This is a genomic window from Actinoplanes sp. L3-i22 (assembly GCF_019704555.1).
Lineage (GTDB): Bacteria > Actinomycetota > Actinomycetes > Mycobacteriales > Micromonosporaceae > Actinoplanes.
Genome location: NZ_AP024745.1, coordinates 506,672 through 530,239, shown reverse-complemented (window position 1 = coordinate 530,239; position 23,568 = coordinate 506,672). Strand labels below are relative to the sequence as shown.

General features: G+C 70.8%; 26 protein-coding genes. 13 read left to right on the top strand and 13 right to left on the bottom strand.

Annotated features, from left to right (window positions below; genetic code table 11):
- Positions 1-54: 54 nt before the first annotated feature.
- Positions 55-1,134, bottom strand: coding sequence for a hypothetical protein (locus tag L3i22_RS02455; protein ID WP_221325385.1), 1,080 nt, complete (start codon positions 1,132-1,134; stop codon positions 55-57).
- 629 nt (positions 1,135-1,763) lie between these two features.
- Between L3i22_RS02455 and L3i22_RS02450 the strand changes: the two genes are divergently transcribed.
- Genes L3i22_RS02450 through L3i22_RS02440 form a run of 3 tightly spaced genes read left to right on the top strand, consistent with a single transcriptional unit; the run spans position 1,764 to position 3,247 of the window.
- Positions 1,764-2,363 carry a DUF5364 domain-containing protein gene (locus L3i22_RS02450; RefSeq protein WP_221325384.1) on the top strand — a complete coding sequence of 200 codons (600 nt, stop codon included), beginning with the start codon at positions 1,764-1,766 and terminating at the stop codon, positions 2,361-2,363.
- Between the two features lie 26 nt (positions 2,364-2,389).
- Positions 2,390-2,824: a DUF6228 family protein gene (locus tag L3i22_RS02445; protein WP_221325383.1), complete on the top strand. Its 435-nt coding sequence runs from the start codon at positions 2,390-2,392 to the stop codon at positions 2,822-2,824.
- 48 nt (positions 2,825-2,872) lie between these two features.
- Positions 2,873-3,247 (top strand): hypothetical protein, encoded by a 375-nt coding sequence (locus tag L3i22_RS02440; RefSeq protein WP_221325382.1) that lies wholly within the window; start codon positions 2,873-2,875, stop codon positions 3,245-3,247.
- On the opposite strand, the gene L3i22_RS02435 is transcribed toward L3i22_RS02440, so the two are convergent.
- The gene (locus tag L3i22_RS02435) at positions 3,234-3,521 is read right to left on the bottom strand and encodes a hypothetical protein (RefSeq protein WP_221325381.1); all 288 of its coding nucleotides are present in this window, start codon (positions 3,519-3,521) and stop codon (positions 3,234-3,236) included. The genes L3i22_RS02440 and L3i22_RS02435 overlap by 14 nt on opposite strands.
- A 179-nt stretch (positions 3,522-3,700) precedes the next feature.
- Here L3i22_RS02435 and L3i22_RS02430 point away from each other — a divergent pair, with 179 nt between their 5' ends.
- Positions 3,701-3,934 (top strand): hypothetical protein, encoded by a 234-nt coding sequence (locus L3i22_RS02430; RefSeq protein ID WP_221325380.1) that lies wholly within the window; start codon positions 3,701-3,703, stop codon positions 3,932-3,934.
- On the opposite strand, the gene L3i22_RS02425 is transcribed toward L3i22_RS02430, so the two are convergent.
- Positions 3,888-4,940, bottom strand: a complete 1,053-nt coding sequence (locus L3i22_RS02425; RefSeq protein WP_221325379.1) for an alpha/beta hydrolase — start codon at positions 4,938-4,940, stop codon at positions 3,888-3,890. The genes L3i22_RS02430 and L3i22_RS02425 overlap by 47 nt on opposite strands.
- A gap of 265 nt (positions 4,941-5,205) precedes the next feature.
- Here L3i22_RS02425 and ribA point away from each other — a divergent pair, with 265 nt between their 5' ends.
- From ribA to L3i22_RS02400, 5 genes are all read left to right on the top strand, one after another.
- Positions 5,206-5,862 carry a GTP cyclohydrolase II gene (gene ribA, locus L3i22_RS02420; protein ID WP_221325378.1) on the top strand — a complete coding sequence of 219 codons (657 nt, stop codon included), beginning with the start codon at positions 5,206-5,208 and terminating at the stop codon, positions 5,860-5,862.
- Positions 5,859-6,326, top strand: coding sequence for a dCMP deaminase (locus tag L3i22_RS02415; RefSeq protein WP_221325377.1), 468 nt, complete (start codon positions 5,859-5,861; stop codon positions 6,324-6,326). The genes ribA and L3i22_RS02415 overlap by 4 nt, the downstream gene beginning before the upstream one ends.
- On the top strand, positions 6,323-6,796 hold the full coding sequence (locus tag L3i22_RS02410; protein ID WP_221325376.1) for a MarR family winged helix-turn-helix transcriptional regulator: 474 nt from the start codon (positions 6,323-6,325) through the stop codon (positions 6,794-6,796). Before L3i22_RS02415 ends, L3i22_RS02410 begins: the two co-directional genes overlap by 4 nt.
- 394 nt (positions 6,797-7,190) lie before the next feature.
- Positions 7,191-7,694 carry a SigE family RNA polymerase sigma factor gene (locus tag L3i22_RS02405; protein ID WP_221325375.1) on the top strand — a complete coding sequence of 168 codons (504 nt, stop codon included), beginning with the start codon at positions 7,191-7,193 and terminating at the stop codon, positions 7,692-7,694.
- 9 nt (positions 7,695-7,703) lie between these two features.
- A complete protein-coding gene (locus tag L3i22_RS02400) occupies positions 7,704-8,915 on the top strand; it encodes a hypothetical protein (protein WP_221325374.1) in 1,212 nt (403 codons plus the stop codon).
- Positions 8,916-9,507: 592 nt separating this feature from the next.
- On the opposite strand, the gene L3i22_RS02395 is transcribed toward L3i22_RS02400, so the two are convergent.
- From L3i22_RS02395 to L3i22_RS02380, 4 genes are read right to left on the bottom strand one after another with little or no spacing between them, the layout of a single operon-like run.
- A complete protein-coding gene (locus L3i22_RS02395; RefSeq protein ID WP_255657897.1) occupies positions 9,508-10,683 on the bottom strand; it encodes an ABC transporter permease in 1,176 nt (391 codons plus the stop codon).
- Positions 10,670-11,473 carry an ABC transporter ATP-binding protein gene (locus L3i22_RS02390; protein WP_221325372.1) on the bottom strand — a complete coding sequence of 268 codons (804 nt, stop codon included), beginning with the start codon at positions 11,471-11,473 and terminating at the stop codon, positions 10,670-10,672. Before L3i22_RS02390 ends, L3i22_RS02395 begins: the two co-directional genes overlap by 14 nt.
- On the bottom strand, positions 11,470-12,486 hold the full coding sequence (locus L3i22_RS02385) for an HlyD family secretion protein (protein ID WP_221325371.1): 1,017 nt from the start codon (positions 12,484-12,486) through the stop codon (positions 11,470-11,472). The genes L3i22_RS02390 and L3i22_RS02385 overlap by 4 nt, the downstream gene beginning before the upstream one ends.
- Complete coding sequence (locus L3i22_RS02380) at positions 12,476-13,009, bottom strand: hypothetical protein (protein WP_221325370.1); 534 nt, start codon at positions 13,007-13,009, stop codon at positions 12,476-12,478. The genes L3i22_RS02385 and L3i22_RS02380 overlap by 11 nt, the downstream gene beginning before the upstream one ends.
- Positions 13,010-13,110: 101 nt before the next feature.
- Here L3i22_RS02380 and L3i22_RS02375 point away from each other — a divergent pair, with 101 nt between their 5' ends.
- Both L3i22_RS02375 and L3i22_RS02370 read left to right on the top strand, forming a co-directional pair.
- Positions 13,111-13,797: a response regulator transcription factor gene (locus L3i22_RS02375; RefSeq protein WP_221325369.1), complete on the top strand. Its 687-nt coding sequence runs from the start codon at positions 13,111-13,113 to the stop codon at positions 13,795-13,797.
- Between the two features lie 10 nt (positions 13,798-13,807).
- Complete coding sequence (locus tag L3i22_RS02370) at positions 13,808-15,610, top strand: cell wall metabolism sensor histidine kinase WalK (RefSeq protein WP_221325368.1); 1,803 nt, start codon at positions 13,808-13,810, stop codon at positions 15,608-15,610.
- On the opposite strand, the gene L3i22_RS02365 is transcribed toward L3i22_RS02370, so the two are convergent.
- Positions 15,598-15,969 (bottom strand): helix-turn-helix domain-containing protein, encoded by a 372-nt coding sequence (locus L3i22_RS02365; RefSeq protein ID WP_221325367.1) that lies wholly within the window; start codon positions 15,967-15,969, stop codon positions 15,598-15,600. The two genes, L3i22_RS02370 and L3i22_RS02365, sit on opposite strands and share 13 nt — an antisense overlap.
- A gap of 100 nt (positions 15,970-16,069) precedes the next feature.
- Between L3i22_RS02365 and L3i22_RS02360 the strand changes: the two genes are divergently transcribed.
- Positions 16,070-16,435: a DoxX family protein gene (locus L3i22_RS02360; RefSeq protein WP_221325366.1), complete on the top strand. Its 366-nt coding sequence runs from the start codon at positions 16,070-16,072 to the stop codon at positions 16,433-16,435.
- Here the strand turns inward: L3i22_RS02360 and L3i22_RS02355 are convergent.
- The 5 genes from L3i22_RS02355 to L3i22_RS02335 form a co-directional block, all read right to left on the bottom strand.
- Complete coding sequence (locus L3i22_RS02355; RefSeq protein ID WP_221325365.1) at positions 16,432-17,901, bottom strand: ABC-F family ATP-binding cassette domain-containing protein; 1,470 nt, start codon at positions 17,899-17,901, stop codon at positions 16,432-16,434. The genes L3i22_RS02360 and L3i22_RS02355 overlap by 4 nt on opposite strands.
- A gap of 163 nt (positions 17,902-18,064) precedes the next feature.
- Positions 18,065-19,192 (bottom strand): NAD(P)/FAD-dependent oxidoreductase, encoded by a 1,128-nt coding sequence (locus L3i22_RS02350; protein ID WP_221325364.1) that lies wholly within the window; start codon positions 19,190-19,192, stop codon positions 18,065-18,067.
- Between the two features lie 6 nt (positions 19,193-19,198).
- Positions 19,199-19,855, bottom strand: coding sequence for a peroxiredoxin (locus L3i22_RS02345; protein ID WP_221325363.1), 657 nt, complete (start codon positions 19,853-19,855; stop codon positions 19,199-19,201).
- A gap of 45 nt (positions 19,856-19,900) precedes the next feature.
- On the bottom strand, positions 19,901-21,826 hold the full coding sequence (locus tag L3i22_RS02340; protein ID WP_221325362.1) for a BTAD domain-containing putative transcriptional regulator: 1,926 nt from the start codon (positions 21,824-21,826) through the stop codon (positions 19,901-19,903).
- Positions 21,827-21,847: 21 nt separating this feature from the next.
- On the bottom strand, positions 21,848-22,567 hold the full coding sequence (locus tag L3i22_RS02335) for a GntR family transcriptional regulator (RefSeq protein WP_221325361.1): 720 nt from the start codon (positions 22,565-22,567) through the stop codon (positions 21,848-21,850).
- A 70-nt stretch (positions 22,568-22,637) separates the two neighbouring features.
- Here L3i22_RS02335 and deoC point away from each other — a divergent pair, with 70 nt between their 5' ends.
- Positions 22,638-23,333 carry a deoxyribose-phosphate aldolase gene (deoC, locus tag L3i22_RS02330; RefSeq protein ID WP_221325360.1) on the top strand — a complete coding sequence of 232 codons (696 nt, stop codon included), beginning with the start codon at positions 22,638-22,640 and terminating at the stop codon, positions 23,331-23,333.
- The last annotated feature ends 235 nt before the right edge of the window (positions 23,334-23,568 follow it).

Genomic DNA, 23,568 nt, shown 5'->3' with positions numbered 1-23,568 from the left:
GCGCATCCGGTCAACGCGAGCTTGGCGAGGTCCTCTGACCTAGGTGGCGACGTCTCAGCGTCGCTTTCTGGTTACGTCCAGAAAAATGAGCGCCTGGACCAGTGCAACCAGGAAACTGAATGGGATCTCTAGCAAGTCGGCTACGTCGGGCCGGTAGACCTTTAAGTTCATCCACCACACGGACAGCACGACCCACATGCCTATAGATCCAAGAACCTTCACCCGCGGCTGAGCAGCCCAGTCGTGAATCTGGGAGGCAGTCTCTCGCCAGATCGCGAGGAGGCCGGGATCTTGGAGCTGTTGCGGGACACCCTCAAATGGGTTGCTCAAGACTAGGTCGACTTGAGCAACGAGTCGGTCGATGCTGGTTGGGAAAACGCCGGCGATGAGGGTGTCGGTGAGGCCGAACTCCAGGTCCTTGGTGAAGCCGAAGTCAGCGGCGGTAAGGGTGCCGGCGAGGCCGAGCTTCAGGCTCTCCGTGAGGCCGAACTCCAGGCTCTTGGTGAAGCCGAAGTCAGCGGCGGTAAGGGTGCCGGCGAGGCCGAGCTTCAGGCTCTCCGTGAGGCCGAACTCCAGGCTCTTGGTGAAGCCGAAGTCAGCGGCGGTAAGGGTGCCGGCGAGGCCGAGCTTCAGGCTCTCCGTGAGGCCGAACTCCAGGCTCTTGGTGAAGCCGAAGTCAGCGGCGGTAAGGGTGCCGGCGAGGCCGAGCTTCAGGCTCTCCGTGAGGCCGAACTCCAGGCTCTTGGTGAAGCCGAAGTCAGCGGCGGTAAGGGTGCCGGCGAGGCCGAGCTTCAGGCTCTCCGTGAGGCCGAACTCCAGGCTCTTGGTGAAGCCGAAGTCAGCGGCGGTAAGGGTGCCGGCGAGGCCGAGCTTCAGGCTCTCCGTGAGGCCGAACTCCAGGCTCTTGGTGAAGCCGAAGTCAGCGGCGGTAAGGGTGCCGGCGAGGCCGAGCTTCAGGCTCTCCGTGAGGCCGAACTCCAGGCTCTTGGTGAAGCCGAAGTCAGCGGCGGTAAGGGTGCCGGCGAGGCCGAGCTTCAGGCTCTCCGTGAGGCCGAACTCCAGGCTCTTGGTGAAGCCGAAGTCAGCGGTGCCGAGGCGGGACCGATCTAAAAGGATTTCATCCTCAGTGATCACGCGCCCAAGTTTAGCGGCGCCGTGCGACAGGTTTGCTGGTTGCATAGGGGGCAAACCACTGCCGCGCCGCTTCGCGGCTTGCCACCGAATAGGGTGGGCGCGGTGGTGCCGCGGGTTACCGAATGCCGGCACTGGCGGTCAGTGCCGGCGGGCTGCGGGGCGGGCGGTGCGCGAGCAGGGCGCAACCAAGATCGAAGAATCCGCAATCAGTCCGCATGAGGTCCGCAAAGGCAGTGGAACGCTGTCAGATCATGACAAGCTTTTTCGCAGCTTGGTGGACGTTTATGCCAGTAGATCGACTGCGGTTTTCGATCTCATAATCCCTCGGTTCCGTGGAACAGTGCTGGGTCGGTGCGTGCCGGGTCGCTAACCTCCACCGTGTGCAGAGGAGATGCAACGGAACGGCTTCCGCTGGCGGGTCGGACCCGCGTAGTCGCAGGTAAGGGGTCTAACGCCCCACTCTGGACTAACTCATTCCTAAACCGCAGGTCGCAGGTTCGATTCCTGCCGGGGGCACTCTATCGATCACCAGAAACGTCCGTTGACCTGCGCGGACACGAGCCTCCAAGAGCCGCCTCGCGCAAAATGCGTGCAATGGATCCTGGCAGCGTTTCCGTAGTCTTTTCGGGGTGACTTCCTCAGATGGCAGCGACTGGTCATTTGACACGGCCCGCGAACCCGCCCTATTCGGCCTGGCGGTCGACGAGGCCACCCCTGAAAAGCAGCACGCATACCGCGGAGACGGAACCCTGTGCGGGCTCCCTGACCACCGCGTCGTGGCCTACCGAACCCTCTTCCACCCGGAAAACGCCAAAGCTTGCCCAGCCTGCCGGCAGCAGTGCGAAGCGGCCCCGACGCTGCCCTCTGTTCAGGAGCGTCTCCATGATCAGGTCCTGGAGGCTGAGGAAGGCCCGCTCCACGAGGAACTGCTCGCAGCTCTCCTCGTCGGCGCCGATGTCCGGCTGTGGATCAGCGGCCCGGCCGCCCAGATGGCCAAGTTCTACGCCCGGCTGGATCAGATCGTTGATGGACGCGCCGCAGTGGCGGCCGCGTTGGACACCGGCGGAATCGCCGGGTTGGCGCGGGTCCAGTACGGCTCCTGGGAGTACATCGTCGCCCTGCCGCACGGAGGGCGGGCGACGATCGGCCGGGCAACACCCGATCACCAGAGCGACGCACGAGTCGTCCCGGTCGGGGACGTGCCGGCGGAGCTCCGGAAGCGCCACTGAGCAGCAATCGGCAATACTCCCTCGCCATGAGGGAACCTTTCGTCTTGGGCGCGGCCGACGGTGCCCGCTGGGTCGTCCACCCGCCGCAAGATCCCTACGGGGACGGCTACGTCTACACGGCCGAGACGGAGCTGCACGAAGCCGGCCTGACGGCGACGACCATCGCCAAGATCGATGGGGCCTACGCCGGCATATCGACGACGTTGTCCGGCTTCGTGGCAGGCCTTGCGGCTGCCTGGCAGGGTTGGGATGGCACCCGGACCTGGGAGTCGATGGAGCGCGAGCTGACCCTCGACGCACGGCACGACGGGCGTGGCCATGTGTCGCTCGGCGTGACGCTGCGGGCGCCCGGCCCTGACTGGGACGACACCGCCTGGTCGGCCAGGGCGGTGTTCGTGCTGGAGGCCGGGGAGCAGATGACCGGACTCGCCGCCGATCTGACCCACCTCCTCCGCGCTTAGCTGTCGCGTTGCCGCCGAACATCGCATACCGAGAGGTGGTAGCCGGGCGTGACGTTCTTCTTCGACCTGCCGTGGCGGTACTGGGAGCTCCCGGCGCTGCTCGTCCTGGCCTGGACGGGCCTGTGGTGGGCAAGCCGCCGGGCCCGGCTGTGGTTTGCCGGGCTCACCCCGCCCGCGGCCCTCGCCGTGCTCCTGCTGGGAGTGTTCGAGCTGCTCACGATGACGCCGCAGCCCTCGTGCTCCGATGGTTCCTGCCCGGAGGACCCGGGCACGGCGATCATCGCGGTCGGGCTGCTCAGCCTGATCGTCGCGAGCGCGCTGACGATCGTCACCTTCGTGGTGGAGACGACACTGATGGTCCGCCGTAGCGAGCGGGCCGAGCGCGAGGCGACCGCGGAATCGCCGAACTTCACAACGCCTTGAGAGCGATCGCACCCAGACTGCCAACCGTCGCCACGATCGGAATGACGTACCCCTGGCCGGTCTTCTTCGGCCGCATCCACAGGTAGACGATGCCCAGCATGAGCGCCAGCATCAACGACGCGCGGTAGCCCGCGGCCCGAACCGCCCGCGTGTCGGCAACAGCGAACCCGATATACGCCGCGACCAGAACGAGAAACGGAATCCAGCCGTAGTCGGAAAGCAGTGATTGCGCGACGACCGTCAGGGCCATGCCCCACGCGTAGGCGTTGTTCATCGTCCACTCTCCCAGCCACCGAAAACGGGATGACCGGTCAAGCGACCCCAAGATCATCGGGGCAGATCGTAGGCCGCGAAACAGTTCCAGACAACGGCAGCCGGAGAAAAACAGCAGGTCAAACCCGCGGCTGTACGGCGGTACCCGAGCGCACCGCCCGCCCCCTAAAGTTGGCGGGCATGAGTGACTCCTACACCGGCCCCGCCGAGATCAGCAGTGACGAGCTCGGCAGCTTCCGCGCCGCCGTCGAACTCTGGACCACCGAGGACGGCGGCTGGGTCGGCACCTGCCTGCTCGAGGACGAGCGGCTCGAGGACAAGACCGTGACGATCCGGATCGACAACGGGAAGTCCGGCACCGCCCGGGTCAACGGGGAAGTGCTGACCGGATCGGGTCCGGCCCCGTTCCGCTGAGCGACACAAAAGACGACACAGAAGACGAGACGAAAGCGGCACGAAGAAAAGCCTCGATCATCCCGTACGTCGGATGGGTCTGGTCCGGCATCAGCGGCGTCCCCGCATGCCGGACCGACGCCCGGTCTTTCCGCGGTGACACGATGTCCCGGCTGTGGCCCACGCCGGGAACGGTGTAGAACGTGGTCGGCACCGAGGCCGCGGCCAGCGCGTCGAAGAGCTGCGTGCTCTGCGACAGCGGCACCAGCCCGTCCTCGGTGCCGTGGATGATCAGCACCGGCGGCGCGTACGGCGTGATCCGAAAGATCGGATTGGCCTCGGCGACCCGATCCGGGCAGGTCAGAATCGGACAGCCGAGCAGCGACGACTCCGGTGAGGCCACGTCCGCGTGACACTCCGCGAGGTGGAACGCGCGGTTGAACGACGCGCACGCGCCGGGCCGCATGTCCGGGTCCATCCGGAGGAAGTCGATCGGGGCGTAGAGGTCGACAACCGCGCGCACGCCGGTCCCGGTGAAGCCGGCCATCAGCGCGGTCCAGCCGCCGGACGAGTCGCCGAGCACGGCCATCCGCCGCGGGTCGAACTCGAAGCGGCCGGCGTTGACGCCCAGCCATCGGATCGCGGCCTGCACGTCCTGCATCTGGGCCGGGAACTTCGCCTGAAGGCTGGAGCGGGTGGAGACGCCGGCCACCACGAAGCCGTGCGCGGTGAAATAGGGGACGAGCGCCGGTGCGTAGCCCTTGCCGTCGTCGGCGAGCCAGCCGCTGCCGCCCATCACGATCAGCAACGGGTACGCCGCCGTCGTGGCCGGCTGCGCGGGCAGGTAGAGGTCGATCAGGTGACCGTGGGTGCCGGCGGGCTGCTCGGGGCCGTACGCAAGATTGCGGAAGACCCGTGGCGGGCGGGTCGCGGCGGAGGTCGGCGGCCCGGCGGCGACGACCGCGGCCAGCGTGACGATCAGGAGCGCGGCCAGCGCGAGGACCCGGGAGAGCGAGCGGTTGATCATGAAGTGCCTCTCCGGGTTCCACGGTGTCGACCCGATGGTCACCTACGGTGACAACCCCACCATCAGGGATAGAGTTCGCTTGCGGAATCCCCCGGCACGGTTGGCCCATTTCGCCGTACGGCGGAGCCGGTCCCGAACGACCCATCGGCCGAGTAATCCGAGTTGAGAGAATCCCTCGTGATGTAACCCACTCCCCTGCTTGTTGAAGTTTCAAGAGCAACCGGCGAATAGTGTTGGTGAAACTTCAACAACCATGGGGGTTGCGATGACGATGACGATCGGACAGGCAGCGGCACAGGTGAGGCCTCCGGCGGCTCGGATCCGCACCCGGGTGACGGTCCCGCTGGAATTCCCGGACGGCTACCGCACCACCGCCGAGGTGTTCACCTTCATCGGCCTCGCCGACGGCCGTGAGCACCTGGCGCTCGGCCTGGGTGATTGGCAGAACGCGACGAACCCGCTGGTCCGACCACACAGCGAGTGCCTCACCGGCGACGTCTTCGGCAGCCAGCGCTGCGACTGCGGCCCGCAGCTGCGCGAGGCCGCCGAGCGCATCACCGAGACCGGCGGCGTGCTGCTCTACCTGCGCCAGGAGGGCCGGGGCATCGGCCTCTACGCGAAGCTGGACGCCTACGCGCTGCAGGACACCGGCCTGGACACCTACGAGGCGAACCTCGCCCTGGGCCACGCCGAGGACGAGCGGGACTACACCCCTGCCGCCCAGATGCTGCACGCGCTCGGCGTCGACCGGATCCGGCTGCTCAGCAACAACCCGGACAAGGCCGGGCAACTCGGTGACCTCGGTGTCGAGGTGACTGAACAGATTCGGACCGGCGTGCACCTGTCCGCAGCAAACGCCCGGTACCTTGCTGCCAAGCGCGATCACACCGCACACACCCTCGACCTGACCGGTGCCGCATGACGATGATCACCGAGGCTGACCGCTTCTGGACACGGTCCGCCATCGACCTCTCCCGGCTCTCCCCGCCGTCCCCGACCCACTACGCGGTCGGCGCGGTGATCGTCGGCCCGGCCGGCAACCCGATGGCGACCGGCTACACCGGCGAGACCGACCCGCACTTCCACGCCGAGGAGGAGGCGCTCGCCAAGCTCGCCGGGCGCGGCTTCGACCTGCTCGGCGCGACCCTCTACACGTCGCTCGAGCCGTGCACGACCCGCAAGTCGCGTCCGATTTCGTGCACCGAGCTGATCCTCGCCTCCGGCATCCGCCGGGTGGTGCTGGCGCTGCGCGAGCCGCTGCACTTCGCCGACTGCACCGGCGTCGAGACGCTGCTCGGCCGCGGCGTCGAGGTGATCGAGGTCGCCGACCTCGGTGACACGGTGCGCGATATCAACGCCCACGTCATGGGGATGCAAACGACATGACCCAGGATGCCGTGGTGACCGACACCCGCTGGCTCAGCAGCCCGGAGATGGCCGCCTGGCTCAATCTCACCCAGCTGTTGATGTTGGTGCCCAGCGCGCTCGACCGGCAGCTGCGCGACGACGCCGGCATCCCGCACGCCTACTACCAGATCCTCGCGACGCTCAGCTCCGAACCGGGCCGCTCGATGCGCATGACCGATCTTGCCCGTCGCGTCGGCACCACCACGAGCCGCCTGTCGCACGCCGTCGCCAGCCTGGAACAGCGCGGCTGGATCTGCCGGAAGGCCTGTGCCTTCGACAAACGCGGCCAGATCGCCAGCCTCACCGACACCGGCCATTCGGTCCTGGAGTCGGCCGCGCCCGGACACGTCGCCGAGGTCCGCCGCCTGATCTTCGACCAACTGTCACCGACCGAGATCGATCAGCTCCGCGAGATCACCGCGAAGATCTTGCCCGCGGTCAGCGCCTAAAAGATCAAATTCTTTATTGCCTCGGCTGCGGCCAATAACTGATCGTCGCTCCCGCGGGGACCCTTCCGGGCCTCGCAGGGCGCTGGCGCGCCCAGAACGCGAGGCCCTCCAGGGCGACGTCCGCGGGTGGTTGCGGTGCCCAAACCCCGCCCCACCAGCGCACAAGCGCCCCACCGCCCCGACACCCGGTTGTTCCGCCTTCCGCCACACCCGGTCGACCCTCCGGTCGGCCCCCCGGGCAACACGCCACTCCACTCAGGACCGTCGCGATCCGCGCACCGCGACCGACCGTCCTCTGTGTCGAGAAATCGGCGAAACTGCTCGGGATGGCATGACAACCGGACGCCTCGCCGGGCCCGTCTGAGGGGTGATGAATCAACGGAAGGGCAGCGCGATGCTGGATGGCTCGGAGAAGGAGTACACGGAGTACGTCTCAGCGCGATTACCCGCGCTGAGACGGATGGCGTTCCTCCTCGCCGGTGACGAGCACCGTGCCGACGACCTGGTGCAGCAAACGATCACCACGCTGTTCCTGAAGTGGCGGCGGGCAAGCGCCGCCCAGCACCTGGACGCCTACGTGCGCACGATGCTGGTCCGCACGTTCGTCGACGAGAAACGCCTGGCCTGGGCGCGGGTCCGGCTGTTCTGGCAGGCACCCGAGCCACCACCGGTCGAGTCCGGCGGCGCCGAGGATCGCCAGGTCGTCCGGGCGGCCCTGGCCCGCCTGCCGCGCCGGCAGCAGGCCGTGCTCGTGCTCCGGTTCTTCTACGACCTGCCGGTCGACGAGGTCGCGACGGCGCTCGGCTGTTCCGCCGGCACGGTCAAGAGCCAGACCTCCCGCGGCCTCGCCACCCTCCGACGCCTGCTCGGTGAGCCCGAGCTCGCCACCACGATCTGAGGAGCCGACATGCCATCCGACTTCGATCTGCTGCGACCGCTCGACACCGAGCCCCGCTCCCCCTCGTCCGTGGACATCCAGCTGGCGATCGCCACCGCGCGCCGCAAACGGGCGATCCGCACCGCCGGTTACGCCGGAGCCGCCACCCTGACCGTCACCGCCGTCGTCGCCGGCGGCCTGCTGTTCGACACGTCGCGCGCCACGACACCGACCCAGCCGGCCGCGTCCAAAACAGCGGCGACCAAGGCGGCCCCGGCGGTGAAGGCCCCGACGAGCTGCACGATCGAGGCCCTGCCGGTGCCGCATGGCGCCCTGCAGGCGCTGGTCGCCAGCGGCGACCCCACGGGGAAGTATTTCGTCGGCCGGTCCTACCCGAAAGCCGGCGGATACCAGGCGATCATGTGGCACGACGGGGTCAGCGTGGAGGTGCCGCTCCCCGGAGATCTCGAGGAGTCGCTGACCGACGTCAACTCGACCGGCACCGCGGTCGGCTGGAGCCTCATCGGGGAAGGCACCTCGATGCCCTATGTGTACAGCGACGGCAAGGTCACCAAGCTCCCCGGCACCGGGAGCGCGGCGACCGCCGCGATCAACAACAAGGGCGCGATCGTCGGAGATGACGGCGCCTACCCGCTGCTCTGGACGTCGAAGACCGCGACCCCGCGCCGCCTGCCGATGCCCGAGGGCAGCCAGACCGGGACAGCGGTGGACATCGCCGAGGACGGCACCGTGATCGGCACGCTCGACAACAAGGTGCCCTACGTGTGGCTGCCGGACGGCTCCCACCACGCGCTGGACCTGCCCGACCTGGGCGGCGGCAAGCAGGTCGAGGGCCGCCTGTTCCACATCCGCGGCGACTGGGTGACCGGCGTGGTCAACGAGGCCGGCTCCGGCAAGGCGGCCGGTTTGAAGCGGGCGCAGGGCGAGGTCCACGCCGTCCGGTGGAACCTGCGCACCGGCAAGTCCGAGCTCATCGACCAGCTCGACAAGAGCGCCGACGCGCTGAACGCCCAGGGCTGGCTGACCGGCATCAGCAAGCAGGGCGGCGCCACACTCCTGGCCGGCAACACCCTGGTCCCGCTCCCGGGCCTGGCCCCGCCGAACCCGCAGGACGGCTTGGCCGACATCGCCAATACCATCAGCGACAACGGCCAAACCATCGGCGGCCAGTCCAACGACGCCAGCACAGCGATCCAGCCCGTCCTCTGGCACTGCAAGTAACCCACGCAAAGCAAGCAGCCGCGCGAGGCGAGGCAAGCAGCCGCGCAAGGCAAGCAGTCGCAAGGCAAGCGGTCGCAAGGCAAGCAGTCGCGCAAGGCTAGTAACACGCGGCCTGAAACGCCGACCGGCCCAGCACAAGCCCGGACCGGCCCTTCAAGCCCGCCGCAGCGGCCCCGACAGCGCCCCAGAGCCACCGGGACGCGCGGCCAGAGTCCGGGGTGCGCGGCCGGGCCAATGCGCGCTGGGACGCAGCTGAGCCGCTGCCCGTTTGGGCGGCCCGGCCGGGTCGCAACGCGCTGGGTGGCCCGGCCGGGCCACTCGCTGGGGCGCAGCTGGGCCGTTGGGCGCGCCGAGTCCGCGGCGGCCCGGCTGGGCCGCCGGGCCGGCTGGACCGGCTGCCGCTGATGGGCGTTGGGGGCGCCGGCGGACCGCTGGGCCGGCGCCGAGCTGCTGCGGCGAGACCGGGCCGCTGGGGCCGGCTGGGCCGGGGGCGCCAGGCCGCCGGGCGTGGGCGGAGCCGCCGGGGCGTGGGCGGCGTGGCGTGGGCGGCGTGGCGTGGGCGGCGTGGCGTGGGCGGCGTGGCTGCTTGGGGTTAGGCGGCGAGGGCTGAGGTTGGGGTTAGGCGGGCGGCTCGCATGGCTGGGTAGACGCCGGCTATTGCTCCGACCAGTAGGGAGCCGCACAGGCCCGCGGCGATGGCGGTGGGTGGGATTACCGGAGGCCAGCGCTGCCAAGTCGCGTAGGCGATGGTGCTGGCTGTGCCGATCGTGGTGCCTGTGGTGCCGCCCAGGGCGGACAGGATCACCGATTCGGCCAGGAACTGGAGGCGGATGTGGGAGCGGGGGGCGCCCAGGGCGCGGCGCAGGCCGATCTCGCGGCGGCGTTCGAGGACTGAGATGACCATGGTGTTGGCGACGCCTACGCCGCCGACCAGGAGTGATACGCCGGCCAGGCCGAGCAGCAGGGCGCCGAAGGCGCTGTCGGCGGCTCGTTTGGCGGCCAGGGCGTCGGACGGGCGGGAGACCCGGACCAGGCCGGGCAACTGTGGGCTGACCGTGGTCGGCAGCACCGCGCGGACCTGCTCGATCGCCGACTCCCGGCAGCGGACGTAGATGACCGTCGGATGGCCGTCGAAGCCGAGCAACCGGGCGGCCACCTCCCAGCCGACCAGCACCGACTGGTCGAGGTCGGGCGCCAGCGGCACCGGCGACAGGATGCCGGTCACCGTGAACCAGCGGTTGCCGATGCTGACCTGCGGCGCGGGCCGGTCCGGCCGGATCTCGAGCAGGCCGAGCCGGGTCGCCGCGGTGGCGCCCAGTACGACGGCCGGGAAGCGCGATGTCGCCGTCGTCAGGAACCCGCCGGATCGCATCCGCCCGTTCACCGCGGCGAGCAGGTCGGTCCGGCTGGCCAGCACGGTCAGGCCGGATCCGTCGAACGGGTCGACCAGGTCGGACCGGCGGACCACGGCGTGCACGTTGGCGACCGCGCTGACCCCGGTGACCGGGCCGATCCGCGCGGCCATCGCCACCGACTCGGCCGGCAGCGGCGCCGGCTGGTCGCCCGCGCTCTCCGGCTGGACCCGCAGCAGGTTCGTGCCGAGCGCGGCGAGCCGGTCCGCCACCGCCTGCCGGCTGGACGCCGGGATCCCGGTCACCACGAGCATCGTCGCGATGCCGATCGCGATGCCCACAGCGGAGAGCGCGGCCCGTAGTTTCCGGGTCCGCAGACCTACCACCCCGAGCCGGAACACGTCACCGGGAAGCATCGATCCGCCCATCCCCGAGCTGTGCCGCACCGATCCGCGCATCCCCGGGTTGGGCAGCGTCGATCCGCGCATCCCCGGGTTGGGCAGCGTCGATCCGCCCGTCCCGGATGGTGATCCGCCGGGGCAGCCGCGCCGCGATCTCCCGATCGTGGGTGATCACCGCGATCGTCGCCCCTTCCGTATTGAGCCTGGTCAGCACGTCCAGCACGGCCTCGCCGTTGACCGAGTCGAGGGCGCCGGTCGGCTCGTCGGCGAGGATCAGCGCGGGTGCGTTGACCACCGCCCGGGCGATCGCCACCCGCTGTTTCTCGCCGCCGGAGAGCTGGTCCGGCCGGTGCTCCCGGCGGTGGCTCAGCCCGACCCGGTCGAGGGCCTCCTCGGCGAGTGCCCGGCGCCGGCGGACCGGTACCCCGGCGTGCAGCAGGCCGGTCGCCACGTTCTCCACGGCGCTGATCCCGTCGATCAGGTGGAACTGCTGGAAGACGAACCCGATCCGCCGCCCGCGCAGCTCGGCGAGCCGACGGTCGGAGAGCGCGGTGACGTCCTGCCCTTCGATCGCCACGTAACCGCTGGTCGGCAGGTCGAGCGTGCCCATGATGTGCAGCAGGGTCGACTTCCCGGACCCGGACGGCCCCACGATCGCCGCCAGCTCACCCCGGGCCAGCTCCAGCGAGACGCGGTCCAGGGCCGTGACGCCACCCGGATAGACCCGCGTGACGTCCCGAATCGACAAGACCGCCGAAACAGGCGTGGACGCGGAGTCCTGCGAGGCGCACAGGAGTGGGTTCATGGGGTGGTCACCACCGGGAGGCCTGCGGTTACTCCGGGGCCGCTGACCTGGACCATTCCGCCGGCGAAGACGCCCGTCTCGGCGGCCACCAGGGAACCGTCCGGACGCTGCAGCGCATATCCGCCCTCGGCCAGCGCGACCAACGCGCCCACCGGAACCGCCAGAACGCCCTTACGGGCGAGCGTGGTGATCCGCACCTGAACGGCGGCCGCGTCGTACGCCGAAATCGGTTTGTCCGGAGTGATGGTGACCGTGACCTTGGCACCGGCGTCGCCATCGGTCACCGCCCGCGCCACCGCCGTGATCCTGGCCGCGGACTCGGTGCCGGACGGGGCGACCACGGTCACCTTGGCTCCGGTGTGGACGGTGGCGGCGTCGGCCGGGCTCATCGGCACCGACACCGCCGCCTCGGTCGCCGTGGTCGACAGCAGCGGCCCCTCGACCGGGTCGCCGACCTGCGCGGACAGCTCGCTGACCCGGCTCGGGCCGGACAGGATCACGGCCTGCCCGGGGCCGAGCGTGGGCCCCGGAAGATCGTGCTCTTTCCGCCAGCGTTTGAGCGCGGCGAGCAGCCCGGCGTCCGAGACCTCGGGGTGCGTGGCCCGCGCCGGGTAGCCGAGCGCGGTCAGGTTGTGCCGTACTTCCAGGACGTCGCTGCCGGTCAGGCCGGCTTTGTCGATCGGGCGGAAGAGCGGCGTGCCCCCGTAGAGGACGACGACCGGCTGGTCGTTGACCCGGTACAGCTCCTTGCCGCGCCTGGTCTTCGTGCCGACCGCGGGCAGTTTCGTGAGCACGCCGGCGCCGGTGCCCTTGACGACGCGCGCCGGGCCGAAGCCGAGGGTCCCGGCGACGGTCCGCTCGTCGGTCAGGTCCATTTTCCGTACCTCAATGGTGTTGGTGGTGGGATCGGCGAGCGGAGCCGGCGGCGCCGGACGGCGACCGCGCACCGCGAACGTCGCGCCCGCCGCGACCAGCGCGACCGCGGCGATGGCGAGCGCCGCCTTAATTGCCATGGTCGAACGCCTCGAGCAGGCAGTCGTGCTCGAGCTGGGTCTCGTTGGGCGGGATGACCACGTCCGAGGAGTCGTAGGTCCACGAGCCGGGCTCGGTGACGTGCACCTTCAGGCCGTGCGCGCGCAGGCATTTGACGTTGTCGTTCCACTGGGCGGCGTAGTTCGGGTTGATGTCCTCGTCGAGCTCCGGCGGCTGCTTGGGGAGCTTGCCGGCGCAGGCGACATAGGCGGACTTGGGCTCGCCGCTCTGGTCGAGCCGGCGTCCGGGACCGGCCGGCCCGGGCTGGTCCACCGGGTTGGCCTTGACCCCGTTGGCGACCAGGCAGTCGTCGTAGGCGGTCCAGTACTGCGCGGCCTCCGCGTCGCTGGTGTCGAGCCGCAACTGCGGCCGCGAGTCCGATTTTTCGGACTTGGCCACGGTCGGGGCGGTGCTCGCGAGCGTGGCGACATCGCCGGTGGAGGCCGCCGGGGAGCTGCAGGCGCCCAGCAACAGGACCGCGGTCAGGTAAAGGATCTTCGGCATGCCCAGGACTCTCGCCAGGACTTGTCAGAAACCTGTTGTTGTCCGGTAGTGGTCCCGTTCCCGGCCGGTTGGGCCTGATCGAAAGCCCTAGACTCGCCGCCGTGTGCGCATACGTGCTGGTCGCCGAGGACGACCCGAAGCAGGCCGAACTCGTGCGGCGCTACCTCGAGCACGAGGGGCACGCCGTGGTCGTGGTCGGCGACGGCCGGGCGGCGCTGGAGGAGATCCGCCACAATCCGCCCGATCTGGTGGTGCTGGACGTGATGATGCCCCGGGTCGACGGCCTGGACGTGTGCCGGATCCTGCGCCGCGACTCGGAGCTGCCGGTGCTGATGCTGACCGCGCGGACCGGCGAGGACGATCTGCTGCTCGGGCTGGACCTGGGCGCGGACGACTACATGACCAAGCCGTACAGCCCGCGGGAGCTGGCCGCCCGGGTGCGCACGCTGCTGCGCCGGAACCGGCCGTCGGCCAAGACCCCGGATCCGGTGCTGCGGGTCGGCAACCTGCACGTCGACCCGGTACGCCACGAGGTCCGCGCCGACGGCCGGCCGGTGACCTGCACGCCGGGCGAGTTCCACCTGCTCCGGACGATGGCGGCGGAGCCCGGGCGGGTGTTCACCCGGGAGATGCTGCTGCGGCATCTGCACGGGTTCGACTCGTACGTCACGGCCCGGACCGTCGACGTGCACGTGATGAACCTGCGCCGCAAGATCGAGTCGGATCCGCGCCGCCCGGCCCGGCTGGTGACGGTCTACGGCATCGGCTACAAGCTCGCCGATGCCTGAGACAAAGCCGATGCCTGAGACCAGGAGGCGCGGCAGCCTGCTGCGCCGGCTGCTCGTCCTGTCCGCGGTGGTCTCCCTGCTCTCGATCGGGGCCACCGCCTGGCTCGCGGTCCGCACCACGACCCGGGCCATCCAGCAGGAACAGGGCCAGGCGCTCGCCGACGACGCCGAGGTCTACGACACGCTGCTCGGCTACGCGGCGACCCATCGGGACTGGTCCGAGGTCGGCCCGCTGATCGCGAAGCTGGCGCGGGACACCGGCAACCGGGTGACGCTGACCGGCCAGGCCCGCGAGCCGATCACCGACTCGGGCTCCGGCGAGCTTCCCGAGCGGCCGCTCGCCACGGTCGATCCGACCGACACCGACAATCAGATCGACCCGCGCGCGGTCGGCCCGTTCCGGTTGACCACCGCCGAGCGCACCCGGCTGCACGCGGTCGCCGCCCGCGTGCGGAACTGCCTACGTGACCCGCAGAGCACCCCGGCGCCGGCCGCCGACGATCAGCGCCGCTCGATCCCCCGCAACGCCGAGATCATCGACGAGCCGAACGGCCGGCCCCGGATCGAGACGCCCGGCGCCGACCTCAGTGCCGACACCTGGACCTGCGCGGAGGGGCGGACCGAGCTGGCCGAGCCGACGGCCACCGAGACGAAGGCCCTCGGGCAGCTCGACAAGCTGGTCAACGCGTGCCTGGCCCGGCAGCGGATCCCGGCCGTCCAGGTCGGCCTGGCCAACACGTGGACCTGGGTCGATCCGGAGTCGGCGCGCGACGGGCAGCGCCGCAACCAGCCGGTCGCCGACTGCCTGTTCGCCGGTCGGCGAGAGCAGCTCGCGAGCTGGACCGCACCGGCCGCGCTGCTCTTCGTCACCACGCCGGGCCGGTCGGCGCCGGCCGCGCTCGACCTGTCCACGCCCAACCAGATCCGGATCGGCGCGGTCACCGGGCTGGTGCTGCTCGCCGCGATCGGCGTGACCGCGCTGGTCGGGGTGCGCCTGGTCCGGCCGCTGCGGGCACTGACCGCGGCGGCCGGCCGGATGCGCGACGGCGACGCGACCGCCTCGGTCCGGGTCACCGGGCGCGACGAGGTCGGCCGGCTGGCGGCGGCCTTCAACGACATGGCCGAGCGCCGCCGGCACGTCGAGCAGTTACGGCACGCGATGGTCGGGGACATCGCGCACGAGATGCGTACGCCGGTGACCAACATCCGCGGCTGGCTGGAGGCGGCCGCCGACGGCGTGGTCCCGCTCGACCGCGAACTGATGGTGTCCCTGCTGGAGGAGGCGCTGCTGCTCCAGCACGTGATCGACGACCTGCAGGACCTCTCCGCGGCGGACGCCGGCGAGCTGCGCCTGCACCCGCAGGCGGTGGAGATCGCCGAGCTGCTGCCGACCGTGGTCGACGCCTTCGCGGCGTCCGCCGACCGGGCCGGCCTCCGGCTGCACACCAGGATCGAGCCGGCGGTGGTCACGGTCGATCCGATCCGGCTGCGCCAGGCGGTCGGCAATCTGATCACCAACGCGATCCGGCACACCCCGGCCGGGGGAAAGATCACCATCATTTCCGGTACGGCGGCAGGCCGGCTCCGCATCGACGTGCGGGACACCGGCCCCGGCATCCCGCCCGAGCAGCAGGAGCTGATCTTCGAGCGGTTCTGGCGCGCCGACAAGTCCCGCAGCCGGCAGACCGGTGGCAGTGGCCTCGGCCTCTCGATCGTCCGCAAACTCGCCGAGGCGCACGGCGGCACGGTCGCCGTGACCAGCGAGCCGGGGCACGGCGCCACGTTCACCGTCGAGCTGCCCTACCGCGACTGATAGGCCTCGCGGCTCGCCTCGATGTGCGGGACGTGCTCGATCGCCCAGCCGGCCAGCGCCAGCGCGGGTGGGATCAGGCTCTTGCCGACGGCGGTCAGGGTGTACTCCACCCGCGGCGGGACCTCGGCGAACACCGCGCGGTCGACCAGGCCGTCGCGCTCCAGGTTCCGCAACGTCAGGGTCAGCATGCGCTGCGAGATGCCCGGGATCTGCTGGGCCAGGTCGCTGAACCGCAGCGTGCCCTGGTCGAGGGTGGCCACGATCAGCAGCGTCCACTTGTTGCAGATGTGATCGAGGATGGCCCGCAGGGTCTTGCCGCCGTCGCCCCGGATCATGCAGGTGTGCTCGTACTCCGACACGCTGACCCCTGTTCGTCAGGCACACGCGTGTGCCTTTTGTAAGCCTCCCAATACTGACGCATCATGTGGTCACTTACTACTGGTAACCATTGGGGTCGGCATGGAGATCGCGTACTGGATCCTGGGCGGTTTGCTCGCCCTCTTCTACCTCTACAGCGGCGGGATCAAGGTCATCCGGAGCCAGGACCAGCTGCGGCCGATGATGGGCTGGGTCGATCAGATCCCGATGCCGCTGGTCCGGGTGATCGGCGCGCTCGAGGTGCTCGGCGCGGTCGGCCTGATCCTGCCGCCGCTCACCGGGATCGCGCCGGGGCTGGCCCTGGCCGCCGCGATCGGCCTGGTCCTGGTCCAGATCGGCGGCATCGTCACACACGTGAGACGGGGCGAGGTCAAGGTGATCGGCCTCAACCTCGCCCTGCTGGTCGCCGCCGCCGTCACCGCCTGGCCGGCGACGACCTGGCTCTAGCCGAGATGCAGCTCGGGCCAGCCACCGAGGTCCTTACGCAGCTGCCGGTCGTGGGTCGCGACGACCACCGCGGCCGGCGTGTGCAGCAAGGCCTCGGTCAGCTCGTCGACCAGCGCGATCGACAGGTGGTTGGTCGGCTCGTCCAGCAGCAGCACGTGCGGCTCCGCCGCCAGCACCGCGGCGAGGTCCAGACGCCGCCGCTGCCCGGTGGACAGGTCGCGGCGCGGCCGATCACCATCAAAAACCGCGCCGAACTCCTGCTCCAAAAATCCTGCGCGTACGCCGTCAGCCCACCCGACCGCACCGGAGTCCACCCCGATCCGCCCCGCCAGCGCGGCGAGCAGCGTCGACTTGCCGGCCCCGTTCGCACCGGTGACCACCAGCCGTGACCCGGACTCCAGCGCCAGCGAGATCGGCGCCCGCAACCGCCCCCGCACAGTGATCCGGTCCGCGGTGAGCAGCGTGACCCCGGGCCGTTCCGGCAGCTCCGGCATCCGGAGCCGGGCCGGTGGCACCGGCGCCGTGACCGCGTTCCGGTGCAGCTCGTCCCGCCGGCGGTGGACCGACCGGACGAGTCCCGGCGCCCGGGTCGCCCGCTTGTGCCGGCCGACGCCCTTGTCCGGCCGCCAGCCGGTCACGAGCCGGTTCCGCGCCTCGGAGAGCGCGCCGGAAAGCCGCTGCCGGTTGGCGACCTGCTCCTCGTAGCACTGTTCCCAGCGGGCCAGCGCGGCACTTCGCCCGGCCTGATATCCGGCGAACCCGCCACCGTATGTCGCGGCTTCCCCGTCCATGGTGGGATCCAGGTCGAGAATCGTGGTGGCGACGTCGCCGAGCAGCGCCCGGTCGTGACTGACCAGCACCACGCCGCCGGGATGTGACCGCAACTGCTCGGTCAGGAAGTCGAGGCCGTCCGCGTCGAGATGGTTCGTCGGCTCGTCCATCAGCAGGAAGTCGTGCGCCCCGCCGAGCAGGCAGGCCAGCCGGATCCGGTAGCGCTGCCCGACCGAGAGCGTGGCCAGTGGCCGGTCCCGGTCGGTGACCGCGCCGAGCCGCTGCAGGGCGAGGTCGACGCGCCGGTCGGCGTCCCAGGCGTCGAGCCGCTCGGCCGCGTCCAGCGCCCGGGAGTAGGCGTCGGCCGCGCCGGGCAGGTCCCGGGCGGCCGCCTCCAGGGCGGCCAGCGCGGCCCGGGACTCGGACAACGCCGCCTCGACGAGCGTGCCCACGGTGTCCCCGGGGTCAAAGGAGAGTTCCTGGTCGGCGACCCCGAGGGTGCCGTTGAGGCGCACGGTCCCGGCGTCCGGGGCGAGCGTCCCGGCCAGGATCCGCAACAGGGTGGTCTTGCCGCGGCCGTTCTCCCCGACGATCCCCCAACGGGAACCGGGCGAGACGGCGAGGTCTATTCCGGACAGACGGGCCCGGTCGGCGCGAATTCCGGCAGCGACGAGCTGAACAACGGTGGCAGGCATGCCGATTTTCTTCCTCTGAGCGAGAGGGCTGCTGGTGGACAGCGGCGAGCCACCCGTCGCGCGGTCAGGTCACGCGCGGCGGGCGGGCTCGGGAGGGCTCAGAGGTAGAGCTGATACGGCACGACGACGAGGCTACCCACCCCGTCGTCGTGCCGTAACTCGTTTATCGCCCGAACCAGCGCTTCACCCGGCTCGCGCCGAACTCCGACTTGTCCGCCCGGTAGTCGGTGGAGGCCTCGTCGAACCGGCCGACCGGCGCCTGACCGCGCAGGAACGTGACCTCGACCCGGCCGATCCGGTCGGCGCCGAACTCGACGAAACAGATGCCGCGGCCGCCGTACGTCGCAATCCCGGTCTTGTTCTTGAATCGCGCGATGATGCGCTCCGCCACGATCGCGGCCTGGCCCTCGGCGAACACCCCCGCCTTGGGGGTGCCGACGCTCGTCACGTCGCCGACCGCGTACACGTCCGGGAACCTCGTCTCGAGCGTCAGCGAGTCGACCGGGATCCAGCCGTCCTCGCACATCCCGGAGTCGCGCACGACCTCCGGCGCCCGGTGCACGGGCACGCCGAGGAACAGGTCGTAGGGCAACTCGCCGCCGTCGGCGAGGACCGCGACCCGCCGCTCCGGGTCGAGCCGGGTCACCAATCGCTCCGGGTGCCAGTCGATGCCCCGCTCGGCGAACGCCCCGAGCAGCGCCCGGCTGGCCGCCGGCGACGGCGGGATCGGCGTGCCCAGCGGCATGACCAGCGCGATCTCCGACCGGTCCCGCAGCCCACGCTCGCTCAGGAAGTCGTGCATCATCAGCGCGGTCTCGCTCGGCGCGGGCGGGCACTTGAACGGGGTCGACGTCACCCCGACCACGACCCGGCCGCCCTCGAACCGGTCCAGCACCTCGCGGAGCGCGAACGCGCCGGGCACGGTGTAGAACTCGTGCCCGCCCTCGACCAGGCCCGGGGTCGCCGCCGGGTCGAGGTCGGCGCCGAGCGCGACCACCAGGACGTCACCCTCGAAACGTCCCGCGTCGGTCGTCACCGACCGGGTCACCGGGTCGATCGCCCGGATCGTCGTCCGGACGAACCGCACCCCGGGTTTGACCAGGTCGTCATACGAGTGCCGGACCGCCCCCTCGACCGCCCGGCCGAACATGACGTCCAGTTTGGAGAATCCGAAGACGAAGCCGTCGCCCTTGTCGATCAGGGTGATCTCGGCCTCGCCGCCCAGCTCCTCGGCGAGCCGGGTGGTCAGTTCGAGGCCGCCGAAGCCGGCCCCCAGCACCAGAACGCGCATCGCGGATCAGGCCGGCTGCGCGACGATGCGGAGGTACGGCTTGGGCTCTTTCCAGCTGCCGAAGATGTCCCGGGCCTGGTCGTTGCCGACCGAGCCGGCGATGACGACGTCGCCGCCCAGCTGCCAGTTGGCCGGGGTCGCCACCTTGTGCTTCGCGGTCAGCTGCAGCGAGTCGATCACCCGCAGGATCTCGTCGAAGTTCCGGCCGGTGGTCATCGGGTAGAGCATGATCAGCTTGATCTTCTTGTCCGGGCCGATCACGAACACCCCGCGTACCGTCTGGTTGTCGGCGGCCGTGCGGTCGGCGGCGTCGCCGCTGACATCGGCGCCGAGCATGCCGTAGGCCTTGGACACCACGAAGTCGGCGTCCCCGATCATCGGATAGTTCGGCGCGGTGCCCTGGGTCTCCTCGATGTCGGCGGCCCACTGGGCGTGCCGGTCGACCGGGTCCACCGACAGCGCCATGACCTTGACGCCGCGGCGGTCGAACTCCGGCTTGATCGCGGCCAGGAAGCCCAGCTCGGTGGTGCAGATCGGGGTGAAGTCCTTCGGGTGCGAGAAGAGCACCGCCCAGGAGTCCCCGATCCAGTCGTGGAACTCGATCGCGCCGTCCGTGGTGGCCGCGACGAAGTTCGGAGCGACGTCACCGATGGTCAGACTCATAACATTCTCCCTGTTCCGTGGCCGGTCCGGCCGCTGGGGAGAAAGTTACGGAGCGAGCGTTCCCTGAGCGTTCCCTCGCGTGCGGGCGGCCCAGAACGTGTGCCCGGCCCGGTCGAAACCGTCGGCTGCGGCGGCGAGCAGCTCCCGGGAGCCGCCCGCGTAACCGGCCGCCGCGTCGGCCATCGCGCGCCAGGCCGCGCTGGGGAACGAGCCGACGAAACGCTCCGCCGCCTCGGCCCGGAGCCGGGCCCCGGCCACGTCACCGACCAGGGCGTACGCCTGCGCGCCGACCGGATTCAGCAGCGCGCTGCAGGTCGGGCAGTCGCCGTACCGGGCGGCCGTGCCCTGCGCCGCCCGGACCGAACGGATCACCAGCTCCGGCTCGCCGCGTTCGAGGGCCGCGAACGCCGCGGTGGCGTGCAGCCGGGCCCACGCGTGCCGGGCCATCGGGGTGACCGTCGCGATCGCGGTGGCCCGCTTGAGGAAGACGGTGACCTCGGCGTGGTCGCCCACGCAGGCGGCCAGCTCGGCGCGGCGCAGCCAGGGCAGCGCGACCGTGCGGCTGCCGAGCGGCTCGTACAGCTCGCAGCTGCGCTCGAGGCACGCGGCGGCCTCGTCGAACCGGCCCTCCAGCAGCAGCGACTCGCCGAGCAGGCACCACGCGAACGCCTGCGCCGGCACCGCGTCGGCGCGCTCGGCGACCGCGAGGGTCTGCCGGGCGTAGTCGCCGACGTCGCCGGCGAAGTCGTCGCCGTACAACTGGTACTGACTCAGGCAGTGGTTGAAGTCGCAGAACCGGACGACCCGGGAGCCCAGCCCGGCGCCGGCCAGCCGCTCGATCTGCTGCTGCAGCCCGGGCCGCCAGTCGCCCTGCATGTGCGAGACGAACGCCAGCCCTTCCAGCGCCGCCGCCACGTCGTCGGCGTCGCCGTGCGCGAGCGCGATCCCGTGCGCCTGCTCGGCGAGCCGACGGGCGGCCGGCAGGTCGCCGCGTTCCCAGGCCAGCTCGGCCCGCAGGCGGCACAGCCGGCCCCGCTCGGCGTCGTCCGGGGCGAGCCGGTCGGCCCGGTCCAGGTGCGGCTCGGCCTCGGCCGGCTGGTGCAGCATCAGCCAGGCGCCGGCCAGCTTCCGGTGCACCCGTCCGTCACCGGCCGGGACCTGGCCGAACGCCTTCACCGCGGCGGCCGGGTCGCCGGACTGCACGCGCAGGTCGCCGACGCGCTCCCAGAGATCGGTGGTCAGGGCCGGATCCGCGGTCCGCTCGGCGCGGATCTCCTCGTACAGCCGCTGGGTCTCGGCCGACGGCTCCGCCCCGAGCTCGTCGGCGAGCAGGTCACGGAGCCGGGTGTACTGCCGCTGGGCCTCGTCCCGGCGGCCGGCCAGCGCGTAGAGGCGCATCAGCCAGGCGTGCGCGTCCTCGTTCAGCGGGTCCGCGGTCACCAGCCGCTGCACGGCCCGGGCCGCGCCGTTCAGGTCACCGCCGGTCTCCAGCAGCCCGGCGTACTCCTCGACCAGCACCTGCCAATCGGCCTTCAGCTCGTCGCGGGGCGCGGCTGCCCAGTCCTCGTAGAGATCCTCGGGGAGCAGCCCGCCGCGATAGGTGTCGATCGCCGCGGCGTAGAGGTCCAGGTCCCGCGAACGACGCGCGGCGGTCACCAGCGACCAGTAGTCACGGACGTCGATCGCCACCGCATCCGCCGGGAAGAACAGCAGATCGCCCGCGGAAACAATGGTCTCGGCGCCGAGGATCCGGCGCGCGGAATGCAATGCCTTGCGCAGATTCGCGGCGGCGGCCGGCGGGTCCAGATCCGGCCAGATCGCGTCCATCACCTGCTCGCGGCGGAGCCGGTGGCCAGGGGCCAGCGCAAGCATCTTGACCAGCACCGCCGGTGCCCGCCGGGACCAGGAGTCCGGAGGGACCTGAGTATTGCCGAGCACGACCCGGAAGCCGCCGAAAAGGTCGATCCGCACGCCGGAATGGTGTCACGAAAACTACTGGTGTGGCTCCACCCCAAAGGCTACATCCAGCCGGTATTTCGTACCGGTGTAGCGCGACTCGCTCAATTCCAGCGGCCGGCCCTCCTGGTCCAGGATCAGCCGTTCCTCGACCAGCAGCGCGGTCCCGACCGGGACGCCGAGCTCCTTGGCGTCCTCCTCGTTGGCCTGCTGGGCGCTGATCGTCGAGGTGCCGCGGGTCGGGACCCGGCCGAGCGCGACCAGCGCCTCGTGCACCGAGCCGGACAGGTCGAAGTCGAGCAGCGCGTTCAGCACCCCCGGGTAGCAGGCGTGCTCGAAGGCGAACGGGTCGCCGTCGGCCTGCCGGACCCGGTAGATCGCGACCACGTCGCCGGCCCGCTGCCGCAGCCGGGTCGCCTCGATCACGGTGGCCGGCCGCAGCTCGGCGCTGACCACCCGGGACGACGGCACCTTGCCCTGCTTGCGGATCTCCTCGCTGAGCCGGATCAGGTTGTCGGCACGGCGCGGGCCGGTGGGCACCGCGACGAACGTGCCACGGCCGGGCGCGCGGTAGGCGAGCCCGTCGTTCACCAACTGGGTGACCGCGGCCCGGGCGGTCATCCGGCTGACCCCGAACTCGCGGGCCAGCTCCGGCTCGGAAGGCAGCGGGTCGTGCGGCCGCGCCTTGGCGATCCGCGTTCGGAGCTCCTGCTCGATACGGAAGTAGCGCGGCGCGAAGTCTGGTCCGGCGGACATGGGGCACACACTACCGAGCGGCACAACCTGTCTAGACAGGCGGTTGTCTAGACAGGTAGCTTTTGAAGTCATGGATTTCACGGTGCCGCAGATCGCCCGCATGATCGACCACTCCATCCTCCAGCCGCAGTTCACCATCGAGGACGTTCGTCAGGGTTGTGCCGTCGCCGCGAAGTACCAGGTGGCCTCGGTCTGCGTGCGACCGTCCGACGTACCCCTCGCCGTCGAGCTGCTCCGTGGCACCGGCGTCAAGGTCGGTACCGTGATCGGCTTCCCGCACGGGGACACCAGCACCGAGGTCAAGGTCGCCGAGACCGAGCAGGCGGTCGCCCGGGGCGCGGCCGAGATCGACATGGTGATCAATATCGGCTGGCTGCGGTCGGGTGACATCGCCGCGGTGGAGACCGAGATCAAGGAGATCGTCCGGGCGGCCGGCGAGGCGCACGTCAAGGTGATCCTCGAGACGGCGTACCTGACCGACGAGGAGAAGCTGGCGGCCTGCTGGGCCGCCGAGCGGGCCGGCGCGGCCTTCGTGAAGACGTCGACCGGCTTCGCCCCGACCGGCGCGACCCTCGACGACCTGGCCCTGATGCGCTCGGCCGTGTCGGCGAAGGTGCAGGTCAAGGCGTCCGGCGGGATCCGCAGTCTGGACACGCTGCTGGCGATGGCGTCGGCCGGCGTGACCCGGTTCGGCTCCTCGGCGACCGCCGAGATCCTGGAGGATCTGGCCCGCCGCCAGGTGACGACCTATGCCCGCCGCGCCTGACTCACCGCCGGCCCACGACGCCGCGCAGAACAGGCGGCGCAAGGCCGAGAAGGCTCTGGCCCGGTGGCGGGAAGGACGCCACCGCCGGGCCTGCCGGCTGACGGACGCGCTACCAGCGCCGCGGCCGGAAGGGGTACGCGGTCCGGGCGCCGAATCCGCCCGAGCCGCGTAGCGACCCGGCACGATGTGCCCCCACAAGGGGCGATCGAGCCGGGAGCCCCGCCTATGTTTATGA